The organism is Pseudostreptobacillus hongkongensis, assembly GCF_001559795.1.
GTDB lineage: Bacteria > Fusobacteriota > Fusobacteriia > Fusobacteriales > Leptotrichiaceae > Pseudostreptobacillus > Pseudostreptobacillus hongkongensis.
Genome location: NZ_LOHY01000075.1, coordinates 1 through 21291, shown reverse-complemented (window position 1 = coordinate 21291; position 21291 = coordinate 1). Strand labels below are relative to the sequence as shown.

The window sequence follows — 21291 nt, the reverse complement described above, 5'->3', positions numbered from 1 at the left end:
TATGAAAAAAATGTATATAATATTAATGTTACTTGGAGTAATATCTTCTCCAGTAGATATTAATAGAAAAATAAATATATATGAAGATAGAGAAATAATAGAAAAATATGGAGAATATTTAGAAGGAATAGATATTGAAGATTATTCTCCAAGTATAAAAAAGACTGATTTAATAATAGATATATCAGGGTTTAATAATAATACTATAAACTACAATGACTTAGAGATAAAGCATGTTTTATCTCCTATTAATATTTTAGAAAATTTTGAATATGATGATAAAAAATTGTCTAAATTATTAATTAATAATTTTTCAAAAAACTTAGAACAGAAAATAAAAGAAAATATTTTGGAAGTTTCTAAAAAAAATGACTTGATAAGTAATATTTTTATAGAAAAAAATAGTGATTTAGAAAAATTGGAAGAGTTTAAATCGGAACTAGTAAATTATGGTAATTCAAGACTTGCTGAAGTAGGAATCTTAGAAAAAGGTAAGTTCATAACTTCAGAAAATAATTCCGAGGTTTATAACAATATTATTGAATTAGAGTTAGAATAGGGAGGCTCTTGTGGAAGAAAGATTTTTAGATTTAGGTGAAATGTTAGAAGATTTTGAAAATCTACAGGAAACTAATAACTTAAGACCTCATTATTTTTCAGAATATATAGGTCAAGATGATTTGAAAGAAACATTAGAAATATCGATAAAAGCGGCTAAAATTAGAAATGAATCTTTAGATCATATACTGTTATTTGGCCCACCAGGATTAGGTAAAACTACTATGGCATCAGTTATAGCAAATGAAATGGGAACTAATATTAAAATAACATCAGGGCCTGTTCTTGAAAAAGCTGGAGACTTAGTATCAATTTTAACTACTCTTGAAGATGGAGATATACTATTTATAGATGAAATTCATAGACTAAGTACAAATATTGAAGAAATACTTTATTCGGCTATGGAAGATTTTAAGGTAGATATAATGATAGGGAAAGGTCATGGTGCTACAAGTTATAGGGTAGAACTTAAAAAATTTACATTAATAGGTGCTACAACTCAAGCTGGGAAACTATCAAAACCTTTTAAAGATAGATTTGGTATACAATATAGAATGGTTTTCTATACAACAGATCAATTAGTAAAGATTATAGAAAGATCAGCTAGTATTTTGGAAATTAAATGTACTGAAAAATCTTTAAGAGATATTGCGGTTAGAAGTAGACAAACTCCAAGGCTTGCAAATAGAATGTTGAAAAGAGCAAGAGATTATGCTACTGTAAATGGTAATGGTATAGTTGATGAAAGTGTAATGAATGAGGTTATAAGAGTTTTAAAGGTTGATGATAAAGGACTTGATGATATGGATAGAAATTTACTTCTTTCTATAATTCAAAACTATTCAGGAGGACCTGTAGGTATAGAAACTCTTGCAACTAATCTAAGTGAGGATAGAAGAACTTTAGAAGAAGTATATGAACCATATTTAATACAATTAGGTTTATTAAAAGTAGGAATGCGTGGAAGAGAAGTTACAGATCTTGCATATAAGCATTTAGGACTTGAAAATTTAAAAAGATAAGAGGAATTATGTTAACAGTAATTGCAGATAAGGTATATGATAAATATATAGAAATAAATGATAAAAATGAAATAAAGCATTTAGTTAATGTATATAGATATAAAATTGGAGATAAAATTCGTGCAATAGACTATAATTATGAATATATAACAGAAATAGATCAAATAAGTAAAAGTGAAGTTATTCTTAAAATCATAGAAAAAAATGAAGATAAATATTCACTTGATGTAAATATAGATTTAGCTATAGGTATACTTAAAAATGAAAAAATGAAATTACTTATACAGAAATTAACAGAATTAGGAGTAAGAAATATTATTCCTTTAAAAACTGAAAGAGTAGTTGTTAGAATAGATGAAAAAAAAGAAAAATGGGATACCATAGTTAAAGAAAGTATGAAACAGTGTAGAGCTATTAAAAGAACAAATGTAGAATTAATTAATGAAATTAAAAGATTAAAATATGAAAATTATGATATAATAATATACGCTTATGAGAATAGTATATCTTCTGTTAAGTTAAAAGATATTATTAATAAAGATATTAAAAATATACTTTGTATAATAGGACCAGAAGGTGGCTTTAGTATAGATGAAATAGAATATTTAAAGTCTAAAAATGCTATAGAAATAAGTTTAGGAAATAGAATATTAAGAGCTGAAACAGCAGCAATTTCTGTTGTTTCTACAATTTCAAATTTAATATAAGGTGGTAAAAATGAAAAAAAAAATAATAACATTATTAACTGTATTACTAATTGCATCATGTGGTGTATCTAGTAATAAAGAAATAGAAGGAAATAAGGTAATAAAAGCAGATGGAGCATATTATTTAGTATATAATACAACTGTAATAAAATTAACAGATGATACATATATTACTAAAGATAAAAAAGTTGGAGATTACTTTAATTCTAAAATTTCAAATCAAGAAGACGATTTCTTAGTAGATTTAAAGAAATATTTTCCACACGGATTTAATGGTATTGAAAATGGAGCTACTCCAGAAATGTATATAGATATGCCAGTATTATCACTTGGAGATAAAAATATTATAGATAGCTATAAATTAGCACAAGATTTATCTAATAAAAATCCAGAGTTATTAATAACACAAGATATAACTAAAGAAAATACAGAAATAGTAGAAAATAATGAAGCTAACTTAACTGGTAAGAAAATAGCTATTTTAAATGCTAATGGTAAAGCAGGATATGCAAGAACTGTAGGAGAAAAATTGAAAGCTGATTTAGGTGTAGAATATACATCAGAAAATAATTCTAAATCTGAAAATTTCAGCTATATAATAAATCATAAATTAACAGATGTTGAAATTCAAAAAATAATAGCTGATTTAGGATTAAAATATGTTAAAGTACTTAAAGATGATACTTTAAAACCTGAAACAGATGCTGTAATAATTACAGGAGATGATGCAAAAGTAGTATTTAATATAGAAATATTATCAAAATCAGGTAATGAAGAAATATCTAAAACATTAGCAGGATATACTTTAAATTCTAAAAAAGAAACTAAATACAATAATCAAGATATTAAAGATGAGACTAGTATAATGTATAATTCAGAAGATATGTATATAGCTAGAGCGTTAAAATCTTTAATTCCTGATGCAAATCTTGTAGTAGATGAAACATTAAATAATAAGATAGTTATCACAACTAAATAAGGAGAGGTATGGAAAAAGAAATTCAAAATATTATAGATATAATAGAAGATAAAAAGGGTAAAGACATAAAAGTATATGACTTAAAAGGAAAATCTCTATTTTTTGATTATTCAATTTTATGTACAGGTAGTTCAACTAGAAATGTTGATGCAATAGTTCAAGAATTAAAAAAAGGAATGGAAATTGTAAAGGGAATAGAAGGGTTAGAAGAAGCCAATTGGGTATTAATTGATGGTGGAGATATATTGGTAAGTGTATTTACACAAAAAGCTAGAGAATATTACCAAATAGATGAATTTTATGGAAGTATATAGTTTGTTATGAGAGCACTTGATAAAGAGGATATAAATAAAAGAGTCCCTCTTTTTATCATCATACTTTCATTAATTTTTTCAATATTAGTATTAAGACTTTACTATTTACAAGTACTAAATGGAAAAGAATATGCAACTAAATCTGAAAGAAATAGTTTAAGAACAAATGTTATTAAATCAGTTAGAGGGAAGATTTATGATAGAAATGGTGAAGTTTTAGCTCAGAATTCTACTGGATATTATTTAGTTCATAAGGAAAGTCAAAATATATCAGAAGAAGAAGTAAAATTACTAAAAGAAATGTATAATAAATCTGATAGCCAGATAGATAAGATACTTGAAGGTAAGAGTCAAAAAACTAAGAAAAAGCTTATTACTTTGTACAAAGATATATTAGATATGATATCAATTTCTAACCAAGAATATAATGATGTTGTAAATATCTTTTATAAAATACTACCTGAAGGATTTGATAAGTCAATTATAATCGCTGAAGATTTAGATCCTAATGTAGCATTAGCTAGTGTTGAAAAATTGAATAATAATAGGGTAGATATAATAGAGTATAATAAAAGATATTATCCTAAAAATGAAATAGCTTCTCATGTTATAGGTAATGTTAAATTAATAAGTCAAAAAGAGTATGATGATTTAAAGGATAAGGGATATGAAAAAAATGACCTTATAGGAAAAGATGGAATAGAAAAATATTATGATATGGTTGTTAAAGGTGAATCAGGTAAGGAATATGTTGAAGTAGATGCAAGAGGAAATGTATTAAATAGATTAGATGAACATAAACCAGTTTCTGGGGAAAATATATATTTATCTCTTGATTATGAATTACAAAAATATATGACTGATAAATTTAGAGGTGAAATAGGTGCCTTTATAGCCGTTGATATTAAAACAGGTAAAATAATAACTTATGTTAGTTATCCAGAAATAGATTTAAATGTTCTAAGTTCTAGAATAAGTAAAGAAACTTGGGATGGATTATTAAATTCTAAAAGTAGACCTCTTTTAAATAGAGGAATAGCTGGTTTATTCCCACCAGGTTCTACTGCTAAGGTTGCAAGTGGAGCAGCTATACTTGAAAGTGGAATTTCTCCAACTGCTGGAATATATTCTACAGGAGAATTTAAATATTCTAATGTTACTTTTAGAGATTCACATAGATCAGGACATGGATTTACAGACTTCTATAAATCATTAGCTGAATCTGTAAATACTTATTACTATATGAATATATTAAAGATTAATAGAGAAGATTATTTTAATATTGCAAAAAACTTTGGTATAGGAGAATTAACTAATATAGATATACCGGGTGAACAAAGTGGAGTATTACCAACTCCAGAATGGAAGGCTAAGAAATTTAAAGATAAAAGAAGTCAAAAATGGTTGCCAGGAGATTTAATAAATATGTCTATAGGACAAGGGTATATGTTAATGACACCTATACAGGTTTTAATGATGTATCAAGCAATAGCTAATAATGGTGTTATGCTTAAGCCTACATTTATTCAGTATTTTGAAGATCAAAATGGTAATAAAACTATAACTCAAGCAGAAGTTTTAAGAAATTTAAATATAAAAGATTCTACAATAACTGCAATTAAAAGAGGTCTTCGTATGGTTGTTACAAATGGTACAGCTAAAAACTTAGCAACTCTTCCAGTTGAAGTTTCAGCAAAAACTGGGACTGCACAAAATTCTGGTGGTATGGATCACTCATGGATGGCAGGATATTTCCCAAGTAATAATCCAGAAATTGCTTTTGTAGCTTTAGTTGAAAATGGAGGGTTTGGATCATTAGAGGCTGGAAATAGAGTTAAAGATTTTATTCAAAAATACTACAATCAAAAAGAAGGAATTATTAGTGAAAAAGAGAATTAAAGAATTAAGTAAAATGATAAATGTTGAAATTAGTGAAGAAACTTTAGATAATTTATCAAAATATTTAAAAATGTTGGTAGAGAAAAATAAGGTTATGAATCTAACTGCTATAAGAGATGAAGAAGGTATAGTAGAAAAACATTTCATCGATTCCTTATTATTAACCAAAGTAATAAATAATGATGAAGAACATATTATTGATTTAGGAACAGGTGCTGGATTTCCAGGACTTGTTCTTGCAATATATTATCCAGAAAAAAATTTTCTATTAGTTGATTCTGTTAAGAAGAAAGTAGCTTTTTTAGATGAGGTTATACAAGAATTAAATTTAAAAAATGTTAAAACTAGTACTTTAAGAGCAGAAGAATTAATAAAAAATAATAGAGAGAAATTTGATTTAGCTCTTTGTAGAGGAGTTGCAAATTTAAGAATAATATTAGAGTATTTGATACCATTTATTAAAATAGGTGGTAGGTTCTTACCTCAAAAATTAAATTTAAATGAGTTAGAAGAATCAGAAAATGCTCTTAAACTTTTATCTAGTGAAGTAAAAAAAATATATAAATTTAATTTACCACTTTCAAATGATGAGAGAATAATTTTAGAAATAATTAAAAATAAAAAAACTAATAATATCTACCCTAGAATGGTAGGTGTACCTAGTAAAAAACCACTTTAGAAAGGAGAAGAGTCTATGTTAAATAAAAATGTTAAGCGTAGTTTAAAAGTTTTGTTACCTATAACATTATTTGCAATTACAGCAAATGCATATGTAAATAGTGATATTTTTAATACGCACTTAAAATATATATTAAATAACGTAGTGGGGATTAATATAGACTTTTCAGATGTTAAATTTAAAAGATTTTCTCAGCTTGAAATAACAGATATAGATCTTAAACTTCAAAATAAAGAAGAGGCCATAAAAGCTAAGAAAATAATAGTGGATATAAATTTAATGGCTCCTACTAGAATTAAAAATTTAGTTGTTGAAGATGGATTTATTAGATTTGAAAGAAATAAAGATAAAATTAGTTTGATGAATATTTTAAAACCTAGCGATGTGGTGAACTATAAAAAGAGTTCAATGTTAGGTAAAATGATTTTAAAGAATATTAATTTAAAATATATAGATAATTCATTTAAAGAAACTATAGAAAAAGATTTTACAAATGTTAATGGGTATATGATTAATAATTTACAAAATACTTTAGATCTATCTGTTAGTGCTGATTCTATAGGAGAATATAGTAAAGAAAAAGAAAAGCTAGATTTAAAAATACTTATGAAAAAATATAATAAAAAGTCAGATATTTTTGATATGTTTTCATTAAATTCAAGAGAATTTAGTGAAAAAGATAGATTATCTATGTACTATAAGTTTGATAATTTTGATATTAATAATAATCTAGCTCAGTATGTTGAACCTTTACAAAATATTATTAAATATGAAAAAGGGAAATTAAATGGTAATTTTGGATTTTCATTTAATGATGATGATAAAATAGAATTTGATGGTAATCTTAAGATAACTAAATCTAATGTAAGGTATACTGATTTTTATGACACCTTAAAAGATGTACAAGTAGATATTAATTTTGATAAATATAAGATTAATATGAAGGCAATAAATAATAAAGTTGATGATGGAAATATGGATTTAGATTTAATATTTGATATGGAAAAAAATCAACTTGATTTAGATATGAAATTAAATGATGTTAAGTATACAACTCTTAATAAATATAGCTTGATAAATAAATTTAATTTAGGTAATTTAAAATCAGATAATATAAATAGTGATTTAAAAGTAGGAATTAATATATCAAATAATGGATATACTTTAAATAAATTTAGTGGTAATGTAAAAACTAAATATTTAGATTTTAAAGGAATAGATATACTTAATCCTAATATTACACTAGGACTTGAAAAACCCAATATTATTAAACTGAATACTAATAATTTTGGGATATATAAAAATTTAGGTAAAAATAGTATAAATGCAGATGTTAATATAGACTTTAAATATGATATTAAAACATTTAATGGTGATGCAAGTTTTAATGTATATAACAAATCAAACTTTATAAACCTTGATACAATTAAAGGTAAAATTAATATTAAGGAAAATAAGAAGGTTGATATTAAAGCACAAAATTCTAAAATAGATATTTTATCTAATGTAGATCTAGAAAAAAATATTTTAACTTTAGATACTAAAACTAAAGAAATGTTGAATATAAAATATAATGATTTTGATGTTAATTTAAATCTAAATACGAATAAATTAGTTTATGATATTAAAAATATGAAAGTTTTATCAGGAAATGTTAAAGTTAATAGTAGTTTAAATAATGTTAAATATTTTGATAAATTGAATGCAAATTTAGATGTTAAGAATAATAATGTGTATTCTAAAGGAAATATTACATATAAAAATGGAAGTGTTGATTTTGCCGGTATAAATAATAACTTTAATTTAAAAACAAATAATTTTGATGTTAATTCATATTTAAATGATATTGGTATAAATAAACCTGATAAATTATCTGTTAGTAATTTAAATGTAGGTGCTAATCTAACAATTAATAAAGGAAAAAATGATATTAATTTATTATTAAATACTAATAGTAAAGCACATGTTTTATATGATGCAAATAATATAGATATTAATGAAATAAATGTAAGTGCTCTATATAATACAGATAAAAATAAAATTTCAGATATTAAATTAAATACTAAAGCATCTATGCCAAATGCTAAATATTTTGAAAATTTAAAAGTAAATTTTGAATTAAAGAATAATACATATTACATAAATTCAGAACTTTCTAAAAATGATGGTAATATGATTATTAAAGGACATACTACTAATGATTTTATACATAGTTATGATATAAGAACAAATAATTTTGATATAGTAGATTTTATTAAAGGTTTTGATATAAAGGGATTAGATGATATAAGCAGTGAAAAACAAGATATAAATTTACATTTAGATGGTAAAAATGAAGGAAGTAATATATATTTAAGTGCTAAAACATCAGATGATTTATCTATAAATTATGGTGATCTTAAATTTGATATTAAACCAGATGTGAATAATTTAGTATTTAACACTAAAAATAATAGTTTAAGTTCAGGAAACATAAATATAAACGCTAGTATGAAAGAAAAAAAATATTTTGATGATTTAAAATCACAGATATTTATAGATGATAGTGGATATAATGTTAAAGCTATAATAAAATCAGCAGGTGGACTTATTAACTTAAGTGGAAATACTAATAGAGATTTAGAACATAATTATGATATAGATGCAAAAGGAATTAATGTAGGGTTATTACTTTCTAATGTAGATATGTTAAATAAAACTAAGGTTGAAGAAAATAAAGCTATTTTAGACTTTAAAACTAAGGTTAGAGGAAAAGGGACTAATGTTAGTGCAAATCTTGAATCACAAAGTGAATATGGTGAATTTGGAAATGGTTTAGGATATGAAAACCTTAAAGCAGATGTTAATATAAATAATTTATTTGATCTTGATGCAGATATTGATTTATCAATGGATGAGTTATGGGTTAAATATCAAAGATTTGATAATATTAAGTCCAAAATTAAGGTAACTAAAGATAAGGTAGATGTATATAATTTCGGTAATGATAAACTAAAAGCTGTAGCTGATTATACAATTAAAGATAAAAATGTTAATTTAAAAGCTAATTTAAATGCATATACAGTATATGATACAAGCTCTTTAGATACTAATTTAGTTGTTAATAATATGAATTTAGAATTAGAAGGACCCATTGATAATTTAAAAGGAGATTTAAGTATAGATGAATCACCTTTAATGATATCAAGTAAAGAAGTAGGTAAACTTAAATTTGATTCTAATATAGAAAATAGTATTATAAATATAGAAAACTTTAGTTTAAGGGACTATAATTTAACTGGAGATTTTAATATTAATACTCAAAATTTTGATTTTAATTTAAAAGCTACAGAAGATGATATTAAAGATATAATTAAACTTAATGATTTAAATTTAAATATTACTACTGATATTAATATTAAAGGAAATTTAGAGAAAGTTAATTTAGATGGTAAAGTTGAAATTAAAGATTTAAGCTATAAAGAAGTTAAAGTACCAAAAGTTTTCCTAGACTTAAACTATAAAGATGGTAAATTAACAAATTTAACTAAAACTGGAATTTTAAATATAAAAGACTTTGAAGTTAAAAATTCAAAAGATGAAAGTATATTCTCATATAAGGGAGAACATGATCTTAGTAATTTAGACATTAATTATGAAGTTTATGACAAAGAAATAGATTTATCTAAGATAGAATTTTTAGATAATAAAAAATATTCTGGTAAGTTGAAATTAGATAGTATAATAAGATATAATAATGAAGATATATTTGGATCTATAAAGATAGATTCAGATGAGCTTATTTTAAATGATTTTAAAGTTAGTAATATAGATATAGATGTCCAAGGTAATAACGAGGGAATAAATATTCCTGATATATACTTTGAATATGAAAGTAATCCATTCTTAGTAGATGGATATATGGATTATCTATTAACTGACTACAATTTCAGATTAATTGCTAATGATTTTAACTTAAAATTCTTAGAAATAAGTGATAAAATAGAAAAATCAGGAGGAAAAATTAATTTAAATTTATATACATCAAAGAATAAATTTGAAGGAAATGTAAATGCAGATAATTTATCTATACTGACTAAAGATAAGAAATTTAGTTTAAATAATATATATTCAAAAATTAATTTGAATAATAATAGAATTGAAATAGACGAGTTTAGAGGAGAAATAAATGATGGAAGTGCAGATATAAAAGGTAGAATAGAACTTCCAGAAATACCTCAAGATTTTATAAAAACTAAGAATATTATACTTAAACCTATAGATCTTGAAGCTAATCTAAATAATGTAAGAATAAATTATGGAAATGATATAATGATTAAACTTACATCAGATATGGTTGCAAGAGATAATGTGGTTAGAGGTAATGTTATAATAAATGAAGGAGAAATTTATTCAATTCCTTCATTTGGAAATAAAAATTCTGAAAGTAACAGAATAACAAACTATATTACAGAAGTAAAAAACCAAATATTACAAAATATGTTAAAACAATATATATTTGACTTAACATTAGAAACAGAAAAATATGTTAAATTAAATGTACCATCTGCATTTAGTGTAGTTAAAAAAATAAATGGAGATGTATATGGAACATCAAAACTTGTAATAGAAAATGGTAATATTAATTTAGAATCGGATCTTAATATAAATAATGGAAGTTTTATATTAAATGGACATGAATTTAGAGTTGTTGAAGGAATAATTAAAAATAATGGAACTATAAATCCGGATATAACATTTAAGGCTGTTACAGATATAAGTGGAGATGAAATAACTATAGGACTTAATGGAAAATTAAGTGGGACAAGTTTAACGCTTTCATCATCAGAAAATAAAGATAGAAATGAGATATTAGGATTACTTGCATTTGATGAAACAGGTGGAGTTTTCAATCTTAATAAACTTAAAGCAACTAATATTTTAGGAAAAGCATTAGAAACAACATTAAATAATGTATTGTTATCTTCTATAACTAATAAAGTTAGTTCTACATTAGGTATTAATGAATTTAAAATAACTACAAACTTTAATTCTAATGAGTCTAAGAATGTAGATGATATAATTAATAATACCATCACAACTTTATATATACAAAATAATGTTCTTGATTTTTCTGATTTATTCTGGAATGCAGAGCTTAAATTCCCTATTTCTGCTTCATCTAAAGATAGATTAAGATATAATCTTTGGTTAAACTATAACTTAAGAAAGAGTATATCAACTACATTTGGAGTTAAGACTTCAGTAGAAAATAAAAATAGTGCTGTATTTTATACAGGGCTACAGTATTCAAATAAATTTAACTATTTCCAAGAAATGTATGAAGATATTGTGAATATATTTAGAAAAAAAACAGAACTTAAAAAGTAGAAATAATTTTACAGATGTGATATAATTAAAATTAGGAGGTAGTAATGAAAAATAAAATAATGTTGGCTTTAATAGCTTTAGGTACTATTACAGCTGCAACACCTAAAATAACAGATATAGAAATAAGTAACTTAAAACAATTACCTGAAAATGTGGTAAAGGAAATGTTACCAGTTGAGGTTGGTAAAGAATATACTAATAAAGTATCCAATGATATATATCTATCTTTATTAAGAAGTGGATTAATACAAAATGTTAATGTATATCCTACTCAAGTTGGAGAAGAAGTTAAATTAAAATTAGTAGTAGATGAATTTCCTAATGCAGGAGCAGTTTACCAAAATCATTTAGAAATAGAAAAATTAAAACAAAAAACTGAATTTGTAATAAATAATATAAATATAAAAGGAACTAAACAAAACTTAAATGAATTAATAGAAAAAAGTGGACTTAAAAAAGGAGATAATTTTTCTCCTTATGAAGCAAAAGTTCTTGAAAGTTTAATAATGTCTACAGGATACTTTAGCTCAGTTTCAACACAAGTATATAGAAGTGCAGATGAAAAAAGTATAGATTTAGAATTTAATGTTGTTGAAAATCCGACTATTACATCTGTTTCTATTAAAGGATCAACTTTACTTAGTGAAGAAGACTTAAAAAAAATAAGTGGATTAAAAGTAGGTGATGTTTTAAATACTAATTTATTATCACCAGATACTTCAAATATATTAAAAGTATATTCAGAAAATGGATATTTATGGACAGGATTTTCTAATGTTTCAGTAACTGAAAATGGTGCTGTTAATATTGAAATTATTGAAGGTAAAGTAGCCAAAGTAATTTATGAGAAAAAAGGTGCTGTAAAAGAAGGGCAAAGAATAAATGAGTCAGACTATAAGTTAAAGACTCAGGATTTTGTATTAAAGAGAAATACTTATTTAAGAGAAGGACAAGTTCTTAATCAAAAAGAATTAGAATACACTCTTTCTGAATTATTCAGAACAGGATTATTCTCAAGTATAAATCATGAATTGATACAAGATCAAGAACACCCTGATCAATTAACAGTTAAAATCGTGTTAGTAGAAAGACCTACAACAGCTATAAATGGAAATATTTCATATTCTACAGAAGATAGTTTTAGTGGAGGTATTAAACTTTCAGATTCTAATTTCTTAGGTAGAGAAGAAGTTTTTGATTTAAGTGGAGAAGCAGGTATTAAAGGAAACTATAACTTATCATTAGGATTTAAAGATCCTTGGATACAAGGTACAGCTAGAATACTTGCTGGAGGAAATATTTTCTTTAGAAAAACTACTATAAGTGTTAAAGATTTAGATGATTACAAAAAAGATCCTAAAGAAGAAACACTTAAAAAATTAGAAGAAAGTACTTATACTGAACCAACAGATAGACAATATATATTTGGTATTAATGGTCAAATAGGTAAAGGATTAACTAATGATCTATACCTAACAGTAAGTCCAAGATTATTAAATGTTTATTCTAAAAATAAGGTTAAAGATGAAAAAGCAAGAGTATATCAAGACTATACTTTAACATCAATAGGAGCAGATTTAATATATGATACTCGTGATGATAGAAATACACCTAAAAAAGGACTTTATGCAGATCTTTATGTAGAAGGTGGATATATCTTACGTGAAAATTCATTGAAATTTGATGAGAATAAACAACCTATACCTATTAAAGAAAATAAAGATGGTAAAGAAACTGTAATTGGGTATGAAAAACAAAAAACTAGAGCATATGCAACTACAACAGCTGATTTAAGAGCTTATCATCCCGTTTATGAAGATAAGAACTCTATGGCATATAGATTACTTGCTAGTTACTCACATGCTAATACTCCAGTTGGTCAAATGAGTATAGTAGGAGACGGTGTAACTTTAAGAGGATTACCAAGTACAGTATCTGGTAATAAATATGCAGTTACATTTACAGCAGAAAATAGAACATACTTTAATGACTATTTACAAGGTGTATTATTCTATGATGGTGGTATAGCTGAAAAAATAGTTGATTCTCAGAAAAAATTAAAGTTTGTTAATAACTTAGGACTTGGAGCAAGAATTAATACACCTATAGGAGTATTAAGATTAGATTATGCATGGAATATTGCAAAAGGTGAAAAAACAACAGGTAAATTTAACTTTGGATTTGGACAAACATTCTAATATAAAGCTGGAAGTAATTCCAGCTTATTTATACTTTTAAAAATAAAGGAAGTGAATATATGCAGATTTCAACTCGTTATAGCATAGCTCTTCATATATTAACATGTATAGAGATTTATGAAGATAAAGATAAAGTAACTAGTGATTATTTAGCAGAAAGTATACAGGTAAACCCTGTTATAATTCGTAAAATACTACAACAACTAAAATCAGCAAATATAGTTAAGGTAAATAGAGGAACAGGTGGAGCACATCTTCTAAAAGAGGCTAAAGATATATCTATGTATGAGGTATATATGGCAGTTAGTTGTATAAAAAAAGAAGGACTATTTAATCTTCATGATAATCCTAATCCAGAATGTCCAGTAGGGAAAAATATTAAGAATACTTTAGATGAAAAATTTTATCAAATTCAAAAAGTTATGGAAGATAAAATGAAGTCTATAAGTTTAAAGGATATAGTTGATGATATAATTTAACTATATTTTCTATATTTTTTGTTGTAACTATTGACATTACAACAAAAATATTAATATATATTTGTGATTAGAATTTAGGCGGTATTTAATGAAAATAGGAGTAATAGCAGCTAATGGTAAAGCTGGAAGTTTGATAGTAAAAGAAGCAGTAGAGAGAGGATTAGATGTAACAGCTATAGTAAGAGAAGAAAATAAGACGGCAGCATCTAAGTATATTATAAAAGATTTAATGAATTTAAACACTGAAGATTTAAAAGAATTTGATGTTGTTATAAATGCTTTTGGAACATGGAGAGAAGATACATTACATTTACATTCTGAAACACTTAAACACTTATCTGATGTTTTATCGGGAACTAATACAAGATTATTAGTAGTAGGTGGAGCAGGAAGTCTATATCTAGATGATACTTTAACTAAACATTTATTTGAAGCTGATGATTTTGAAGAAGAATATAGACCACTTGCAAGTGCTATGGGTAGATCACTTGATGAATTAAGAAAAAGAAATGATGTTAAATGGACATATGTAAGTCCTGCAGCAGATTTTGATTTTGAAGGAGAAAAAACAGGTAAATATATATTAGCAGGAGAAGTATTTACAGTTAATTCAAAAGGTGATAGCTACATAAGTTATGCAGATTATGCTAAGGCTATGGTAGATGAAGCTGTAAACGGTAAAAATATAGGGAAACGTATTAGTGTATTAGGTGAATAATTTCGTGGACAAAGGTATTTAACTTTTGTCCTTTTTACTTTACATAACTAGATAAAATATTGTATAATAAATACAGTATGTTTTGGATGGGAGATATAGAAAATGAAGAGGGTAATATTTTTAATTTGTGTATTTTTACTGGTTATTTCATGTGGACAAAAACCAGAAAAAATTGTAAATATTTTTTTAAAAGATATTAAGTTATCAAAAATAGAAGAAGCTAAAAAAACTTTATCTAATCCTGAGTTATTAGATATAGTTAATTTTAAAGATCAAAATGAATCTAAAAAAATATTTTTAGAAGCATTATTTGCAAATATGAAATATTCTGTTCAAAATACTACAAACCGTGAAGATGGAACTTTAGTAGTTAATGTAAAAATAAATAATATTGATGTTGAAAAGGTCTTTGATTTGGCATATAAAGAAATGTTTAGAAAAGCATTTAATGGTGAAAAAGATGTTAAAGTTAAAGATGTGTTGTTAGATATATTAAAAAATCCTAATATACCTATTAAAACTAATATAAGTCAGTTTTTAATAGTTAAAGAAAATATGGAAAATAAGATACTTTTAAGGAGAGAAAATATAGATGAATTGTTTGGTTCATATTTTTCTACTTTGAATAAAGTGAATGGAGAATAAAATGATATTACGTGGAGTAAGTAAAAGTTTAAAATTTGAAATATTAGATACAACAAATTTAGTAAAAGAGGTTATAAACCATACTAATTTAGATGTTATGTATACTGAAAGAGTTGCAAAACTTTCAACTCTAGCTGCGATATTAGCACAAGATATTAAATCAAGTAATACAAGATCAAGTATTACATTAAAAACTAAAGGAGCTTTAAAAAATGTTATAGCTAAAACTACAATAAATTCAAATGTTGCAGTTAAAGTAGATGTTGATAGTGAAAAACATGAAGAATTAATTAAGGCAATTAGTAATGATAATAAAGAAAAGATAAAAGAATTATATAATTTGGATGGATCAACTTTACAAATTATGGTAGATTATGGATTAAAAACACCATATACTTCTTTATTTGTTATAGAAGATAATTTATTAGAACTTGCAATGAATGAATATTTTGAAAGATCAGAACAAACTAAGAGTATATTAGTATGTTCTGTTAAATATAACGAGGATATGAGTGTTGCAAAAAGTTCAGGTTTATTAATACAACTATTACCAGATGGAGATGAAGAAGTATTAAACTTTGTAGGTAATAAACTTACAAGATTAACATCTATTACAGATATGCTATATAATAATTTTAGTCTTGAAAGAATAGCACATTTAATATTTGAAAATGATATAGAAATATTTGAAAATGAAGATAAGTATAAAGGCTTACCTTATGATAAATTACCTATGATAGAGGATATAAAAATACTTGAAATTACAGATGTTAATTATGAGTGTGATTGTAATGATACATATATGAAAAGAGCCTTAACTACATCTATTAGTGAAAAAGAAATTGATGAAATTATAACAGAAGATGGATTTATAGAAATAGAATGTAGTTTTTGTGGTAAGAAATATAGATATAATAGTTTAAGTGAGGTATATTAAAATGGATGATTTTTTATACGTTAATATAGAAGGAAGATATATTTTTAAAATATTGGGTAAAGCTACTATGAAAAACTCTAAAAATCTTTCAGATTTTATAGATTTAAATTTTGATGAAATAGTAGATCTTTCATTTGAAATGTCTGAAACTATATATATGGATTCAACTTTTCTTGGTATGATAGCTAAAATTGCTATAGAATTAAAAACTAAGAAAAATAAAAAACTTGTAGTTTTAAATCCTAGTCAGGAAGCTAAAGGATTTTTAAAACAAACTGGTATTACAAAGTTTATTGATATAATAAATGAAGAAGAAATAAAATCAGAAAGTTTAGAAGCTATTAGTTTAGAAACAAATGATAATATGAATGATAAATCTAGATATATACTTGAAATGCATGAAGTTCTTATGAATTTAAATGATGAGAATAAGAAAGTGTTTCAATCTGTAGTAGATGCGATGAAAAAGGTGGTAAAATAATGAAGGTTGCTGTAATTTATGGAGGAATTTCATCAGAACGTGAAGTATCTATTAATACAGGACGTGAAATATCTTCAAATCTTGATAAAAATAAATATGAAGTTACTGAAATACTTTTAGATAAAAAAGAAGATATTTTTAAAATTATAGGAATGGATATAGAATTTGCATATATTGCTTTACATGGTGAATTTGGTGAAGATGGTACTGTTCAATCTGTACTTGAAATATTAAATATACCATATTCAGGTCCTGGAATTATGACAAGTTCTTTATGTATAGATAAGGATATTACTAAAGCAGTTGTCAGAGATGCTGGAGTTAGAGTAATAGATGGTATATCTGTTAAAAAAGGTGAAAAGGTAGAATTTTCTAAACTTAATTTAGGTGAAAAGGTTATTTTAAAACCTAATAAAGGTGGATCAAGTATAGGGATATATTTTGCAACTAATCAAGAAGAATTAGAATATGGATTAAATGAAGTATTTAAAATAGATGATGAAGTAGTTATTGAAAGAGTTATAACAGGTGTGGAAATATCTGTACCTATAATAAATGGAAAAGTATATCCAACTGTTTTAATAGAACCATTAAAAGATACTTTTTTTGACTATAAATCAAAGTATGAAAATGGTGGAGCACGTGAATATGTTTATACTTTTGAAGAAAAAATTCAAAAAGAAATAAATGAATTTACATTGAAAGCATATAACGCAATAAAATGTAAAGGATTTGCAAGAATAGATTATTTAATAATGGATAATGTTGTATACTTCTTAGAAGTTAATACATTACCTGGAATGACTAAAAATTCGTTATTACCTAAATCTACTGCAAGTCTTGGATATTCATATTCAGAAACATTAGATTTATTGATAGGAGCATCATTAGAAAAATGAAAAGGGAAAACGGTATATTAATATTTTCCATAATAGTATTATGTATAGCATATGCATTTTTGAATAATCCAACTTTAATTAGATATATAAGCTTATTAGTCGCATTTATCGTTGTTAGTTCTTTCAAAGATGTATTAAGATCATATGTTGCATATTATTATGGAGACAAACATTTAAAATATTCTAAAAGCATGAGTTTAAATCCAATTAATCATATTAATATTAGAGACATTACTTTTACATTTTTCTTAATAGTTATAGGTTCACCTTTAATTGTTAATATAAGTAATGGTGTAGATATAAACTATGGAAGTTTAAAAAATGGAAGACGAGCTATATTAAATATAGGAATTGCAGGATTTGCATCAGACATTATCCTTATAATTTTTTCAGCATTAATGCTTAAATTATTATCATATATAACAATAAGTCTATTCGTACTTAATATATACATATTGATGTCTAATATATTTATGGTTGCTTTAGCCTTCTTCATATTTGACTTTATACCACTTCCAGGTTATGATATGTTTTATATTGCTTTTTCTTACGGTGATAATGATTTAAGAAGAATATTGTTAAATTTACAAAGATATTCTATATTAATCATAATATTTTTAATATACTTTATTAAGTCTTTAAATATATTCCCACAATTATCAAATATGATATTAAGAATATTTGGAGTAGTATGAAAACTATAGAAAAAGAAACTAGTATAGAATTTTTAGAAAAAAAATCTAGATTTATAGGATATATTAAACCTGTTAATACGGTATTAGATGCAGAAAAGTTTATTAAAAAAATAAGTGAAAAACATTTTGATGCTACACATAATGTTTATGCATATAAGGTAGTGGAAAATAATCAGGAATATTTTAAATTTAATGATAATGGTGAGCCTTTAAATACAGCTGGTAAACCTATGGCTGAAATAATAAACAGGTTAGATGTTTCAAACTTAGTAATAGTATCTACTAGATATTTTGGTGGTGTAAAACTTGGAGCAGGTGGGCTTATTAGGAATTATGCAAAATGTGCAAAGTTAGCTATAATCGAGGCTGGAATAATAGAATATGTACCTAAAAGTATAGTACTTTTAGATTATGAATATACTAAATCAGCTGAAATGGACATGTTTTTAGAAAAAAATAATATAGAAATTATAGAGAAAACATACAATGAAAGAGTATCACTTAAAATAAGTATAAGTGATGAAAATTTAAAAAAATTAAAAGAAATTAAGGGGATAATAATAATAGAACTTTAATTAGAAAGAGGGGAAAATTTTGATAGTTGCAATAGTTGGTAGACCGAACGTAGGTAAATCTACTTTATTTAATAAATTGATAGGAGATAGATTATCTATAGTAAAAAATGAAGAAGGTGTAACAAGAGATAGACTTTATCGTGAAACTGAATGGTCTGGGAAAAAATTTATGTTAGTTGATACTGGTGGACTTGAACCACGTAGTAATGACTTCATAATGCAAAAAATTAAAGATCAGGCAAGAGTTGCTATAGATGAAGCAGATGTAATAATATTCTTAGTTGATGGAAAAGCAGGTATAACAGCTATAGATGAAGATATAGCTAGTGTACTTAGAAAAGTAAATAAAAAAGTTATAGTTGCAGTTAATAAAATAGATAACTATGTTAAAGAAAAGGATGCTATATTTGAATTTTATGCTTTAGGGTTTGAAGACGTAGTACCTATTTCTGCAGAACATAAAGTTAATCTTGGAGACTTACTTGATTTAGCTGTTGAAAAGTTTCCAGTAGATGATAGAGAAATAGATGAAGATACTTTAGCTATAGCTGTACTAGGAAGACCAAATGCAGGTAAATCTTCTTTTGTTAATAAGATACTTAATAAAGAAAGAAGTATAGTAAGTGATATAGCAGGAACAACTCGTGATTCTATAGATTCTAGTTTTATGTATAAAGAACAAAAGTATACTATAATAGATACAGCTGGTATTAGAAGAAAATCTAAGGTTGAAGATGATATAGAGTATTATTCAGTATTAAGAGCAATTAAGGCTATAGAAAGAGCTAATGTTTGTGTGTTAATGTTAGATGCTACAGAACTTTTAACTGAACAAGATAAAAGAATTGCAGGTTTAATATATGAAGAAAAAAAACCTATGATTATAGCGATAAATAAATGGGATTTAATAGAGAAAGATAATAAGACTGTAAAAGAATTTACAGATCTTGTAAAAGCAGATATGCCATTTTTAGATTATGTACCAGTAGTAACTATGTCTGCATTAACAGGTAAAAGAGCTATAAATATTGTAGATATGGTAAAAGAAATAAATGAGGAATATAATAAGAAGATATCAACAGGGGTACTAAACCAAGTTCTTGAAGAAATAATGGCTAAAAATCCAGTTCCTACAAGAAAAGGAAGAGCTGTTAAAATTAATTATGCAACTCAAGTTGGGCAAGCACCTCCTAAGTTTGTGTTCTTCTCAAATAATCCAGATCTTATACATTTTTCTTATCAAAGATATATAGAAAATAACTTGAGAGAATATTTTGGATTTGAAGGTTGTCCTATAGAAATAATATTTAATAAAAAATCATAGTAAAAGATCCTAGATGATAACATATACCAAAAAACTGGACAGTAAAAATTTAAAATTACTAGAAAGTTTGGAGGTATATGTTTTTTATATGGCTATTTTCTATTCTTATACGAGCTTGTTTAAGTTTAGTAATTTCTTTTTTCTTTCTAGTAGTATCTTCTTTAATTTCAATTTCTTTAATTAATTCTCTTTTAGTTTTTATTTGAGATTTAGGAGAAATAATAAATTCTTTTCTTAGTATACTAATTATTGTGGGAATAGATACAGATATATTTTCAAACTCTTTAAGCATTTCACTAAAGTGAGAAATATTAAAATTAAAGTATTTTTCATTGTATAGCTTAATAATATTATTTTTAATTTCATTGGGTATAGTAGTAGAAGGTTTTCTACCTTTATTACCATGAGAAAAGGCAGATTTACCTTCAGATTTATATTTTCTAAGTAATCTATTAATATGGACATTAGAGTAATTTAGAATTAGAGAAGCTCTATGTTTATTAATTTTATTTTCACTTAAGTCTTTAATAGTTTTATATACTTTTTCTTCTTTCATATTTAATACAACCTTTCTAGATTTCTTAATCATATTATATACCTTCTTTCTTATATGCTAATTAAAGATATATTATACAATTAAACTAATTAATTAAGCTACATAATTAAAATATAATCATTTTTAACTACTTAATACATTATCATATTTATTTAATATATTGTAAAATAAGGGCTATAAAATAATTTGCTTATTTAAATTCTTTATGGTAGAATCTCAAATTTGAAAAAATTTTCAGATAAAAATAGGCGGTATC

At 24.7% G+C, this 21291-nt stretch carries 19 protein-coding genes; 18 read left to right on the top strand and 1 reads right to left on the bottom strand.

The features are described 5' to 3' along the window. Position 1: 1 nt before the first annotated feature. The 18 genes from AYC59_RS01720 to der all read left to right on the top strand — a co-directional run bounded on the left by AYC59_RS01720 (position 2) and on the right by der (position 20479). Positions 2–559 (top strand): hypothetical protein, encoded by a 558-nt coding sequence (locus AYC59_RS01720; RefSeq protein WP_066894567.1) that lies wholly within the window; start codon positions 2–4, stop codon positions 557–559. A gap of 40 nt (positions 560–599) precedes the next feature. Next, a complete protein-coding gene (ruvB, locus tag AYC59_RS01715; RefSeq protein ID WP_066894591.1) occupies positions 600–1580 on the top strand; it encodes a Holliday junction branch migration DNA helicase RuvB in 981 nt (326 codons plus the stop codon). 8 nt (positions 1581–1588) lie between these two features. Then, entirely contained in the window at positions 1589–2287 is a 699-nt protein-coding gene (locus AYC59_RS01710; protein ID WP_066894565.1) for an RsmE family RNA methyltransferase, read from the top strand. A gap of 10 nt (positions 2288–2297) precedes the next feature. Further along, complete coding sequence (locus tag AYC59_RS01705) at positions 2298–3266, top strand: LytR C-terminal domain-containing protein (RefSeq protein ID WP_066894562.1); 969 nt, start codon at positions 2298–2300, stop codon at positions 3264–3266. 8 nt (positions 3267–3274) lie between these two features. Further along, positions 3275–3580 carry a ribosome silencing factor gene (rsfS, locus tag AYC59_RS01700; protein ID WP_066894560.1) on the top strand — a complete coding sequence of 102 codons (306 nt, stop codon included), beginning with the start codon at positions 3275–3277 and terminating at the stop codon, positions 3578–3580. 6 nt (positions 3581–3586) lie between these two features. Next, positions 3587–5479 carry a penicillin-binding protein 2 gene (mrdA, locus tag AYC59_RS01695; RefSeq protein ID WP_066894558.1) on the top strand — a complete coding sequence of 631 codons (1893 nt, stop codon included), beginning with the start codon at positions 3587–3589 and terminating at the stop codon, positions 5477–5479. Continuing rightward, positions 5463–6158 (top strand): 16S rRNA (guanine(527)-N(7))-methyltransferase RsmG, encoded by a 696-nt coding sequence (rsmG, locus tag AYC59_RS01690; RefSeq protein ID WP_066894556.1) that lies wholly within the window; start codon positions 5463–5465, stop codon positions 6156–6158. Before mrdA ends, rsmG begins: the two co-directional genes overlap by 17 nt. 15 nt (positions 6159–6173) lie before the next feature. Then, a complete protein-coding gene (locus tag AYC59_RS01685; protein WP_066894554.1) occupies positions 6174–11528 on the top strand; it encodes a translocation/assembly module TamB domain-containing protein in 5355 nt (1784 codons plus the stop codon). 44 nt (positions 11529–11572) lie between these two features. After that, entirely contained in the window at positions 11573–13726 is a 2154-nt protein-coding gene (locus AYC59_RS01680) for a BamA/OMP85 family outer membrane protein (protein WP_066894552.1), read from the top strand. 59 nt (positions 13727–13785) lie between these two features. Then, positions 13786–14205 (top strand): Rrf2 family transcriptional regulator, encoded by a 420-nt coding sequence (locus AYC59_RS01675; protein ID WP_066894550.1) that lies wholly within the window; start codon positions 13786–13788, stop codon positions 14203–14205. Positions 14206–14293: 88 nt separating this feature from the next. Beyond that, the gene (locus tag AYC59_RS01670) at positions 14294–14923 is read left to right on the top strand and encodes an NAD(P)-dependent oxidoreductase (protein WP_066894548.1); all 630 of its coding nucleotides are present in this window, start codon (positions 14294–14296) and stop codon (positions 14921–14923) included. Positions 14924–15025: 102 nt separating this feature from the next. Next, entirely contained in the window at positions 15026–15568 is a 543-nt protein-coding gene (locus tag AYC59_RS01665; protein ID WP_066894546.1) for a hypothetical protein, read from the top strand. A gap of 1 nt (position 15569) precedes the next feature. Then, positions 15570–16505 carry an Hsp33 family molecular chaperone HslO gene (locus AYC59_RS01660; protein WP_066894544.1) on the top strand — a complete coding sequence of 312 codons (936 nt, stop codon included), beginning with the start codon at positions 15570–15572 and terminating at the stop codon, positions 16503–16505. 1 nt (position 16506) lies between these two features. Further along, a complete protein-coding gene (locus AYC59_RS01655) occupies positions 16507–16986 on the top strand; it encodes an STAS domain-containing protein (RefSeq protein ID WP_066894542.1) in 480 nt (159 codons plus the stop codon). After that, entirely contained in the window at positions 16986–17885 is a 900-nt protein-coding gene (locus tag AYC59_RS01650; RefSeq protein WP_066894540.1) for a D-alanine--D-alanine ligase, read from the top strand. Before AYC59_RS01655 ends, AYC59_RS01650 begins: the two co-directional genes overlap by 1 nt. Continuing rightward, positions 17882–18580, top strand: coding sequence for a zinc metalloprotease (locus tag AYC59_RS01645; protein ID WP_066894538.1), 699 nt, complete (start codon positions 17882–17884; stop codon positions 18578–18580). Before AYC59_RS01650 ends, AYC59_RS01645 begins: the two co-directional genes overlap by 4 nt. Next, the gene (locus AYC59_RS01640; RefSeq protein WP_066894536.1) at positions 18577–19155 is read left to right on the top strand and encodes an IMPACT family protein; all 579 of its coding nucleotides are present in this window, start codon (positions 18577–18579) and stop codon (positions 19153–19155) included. Before AYC59_RS01645 ends, AYC59_RS01640 begins: the two co-directional genes overlap by 4 nt. A 19-nt stretch (positions 19156–19174) precedes the next feature. Next, positions 19175–20479, top strand: coding sequence for a ribosome biogenesis GTPase Der (der, locus tag AYC59_RS01635; RefSeq protein WP_066894534.1), 1305 nt, complete (start codon positions 19175–19177; stop codon positions 20477–20479). Between the two features lie 58 nt (positions 20480–20537). On the opposite strand, the gene AYC59_RS01630 is transcribed toward der, so the two are convergent. Beyond that, positions 20538–21068: a helix-turn-helix domain-containing protein gene (locus AYC59_RS01630; protein ID WP_066894532.1), complete on the bottom strand. Its 531-nt coding sequence runs from the start codon at positions 21066–21068 to the stop codon at positions 20538–20540. Positions 21069–21291 lie beyond the last annotated feature (223 nt).

What these genes read in the sequence shown, in the direction of transcription:
- AYC59_RS01720 (WP_066894567.1), top strand. Translation starts at nt 2, where the DNA reads ATGAAAAAAATGTATATAATATTAATGTTACTTGGAGTAATATCTTCT.
- ruvB (WP_066894591.1), top strand. Translation starts at nt 600, where the DNA reads ATGTTAGAAGATTTTGAAAATCTACAGGAAACTAATAACTTAAGACCT.
- AYC59_RS01710 (WP_066894565.1), top strand. Translation starts at nt 1,589, where the DNA reads ATGTTAACAGTAATTGCAGATAAGGTATATGATAAATATATAGAAATA.
- AYC59_RS01705 (WP_066894562.1), top strand. Translation starts at nt 2,298, where the DNA reads ATGAAAAAAAAAATAATAACATTATTAACTGTATTACTAATTGCATCA.
- rsfS (WP_066894560.1), top strand. Translation starts at nt 3,275, where the DNA reads ATGGAAAAAGAAATTCAAAATATTATAGATATAATAGAAGATAAAAAG.
- mrdA (WP_066894558.1), top strand. Translation starts at nt 3,587, where the DNA reads ATGAGAGCACTTGATAAAGAGGATATAAATAAAAGAGTCCCTCTTTTT.
- AYC59_RS01685 (WP_066894554.1), top strand. Translation starts at nt 6,174, where the DNA reads ATGTTAAATAAAAATGTTAAGCGTAGTTTAAAAGTTTTGTTACCTATA.
- AYC59_RS01680 (WP_066894552.1), top strand. Translation starts at nt 11,573, where the DNA reads ATGAAAAATAAAATAATGTTGGCTTTAATAGCTTTAGGTACTATTACA.
- AYC59_RS01675 (WP_066894550.1), top strand. Translation starts at nt 13,786, where the DNA reads ATGCAGATTTCAACTCGTTATAGCATAGCTCTTCATATATTAACATGT.
- AYC59_RS01670 (WP_066894548.1), top strand. Translation starts at nt 14,294, where the DNA reads ATGAAAATAGGAGTAATAGCAGCTAATGGTAAAGCTGGAAGTTTGATA.
- AYC59_RS01665 (WP_066894546.1), top strand. Translation starts at nt 15,026, where the DNA reads ATGAAGAGGGTAATATTTTTAATTTGTGTATTTTTACTGGTTATTTCA.
- AYC59_RS01660 (WP_066894544.1), top strand. Translation starts at nt 15,570, where the DNA reads ATGATATTACGTGGAGTAAGTAAAAGTTTAAAATTTGAAATATTAGAT.
- AYC59_RS01655 (WP_066894542.1), top strand. Translation starts at nt 16,507, where the DNA reads ATGGATGATTTTTTATACGTTAATATAGAAGGAAGATATATTTTTAAA.
- AYC59_RS01650 (WP_066894540.1), top strand. Translation starts at nt 16,986, where the DNA reads ATGAAGGTTGCTGTAATTTATGGAGGAATTTCATCAGAACGTGAAGTA.
- AYC59_RS01645 (WP_066894538.1), top strand. Translation starts at nt 17,882, where the DNA reads ATGAAAAGGGAAAACGGTATATTAATATTTTCCATAATAGTATTATGT.
- AYC59_RS01640 (WP_066894536.1), top strand. Translation starts at nt 18,577, where the DNA reads ATGAAAACTATAGAAAAAGAAACTAGTATAGAATTTTTAGAAAAAAAA.
- AYC59_RS01630 (WP_066894532.1), bottom strand. Translation starts at nt 21,068, where the DNA reads ATGATTAAGAAATCTAGAAAGGTTGTATTAAATATGAAAGAAGAAAAA.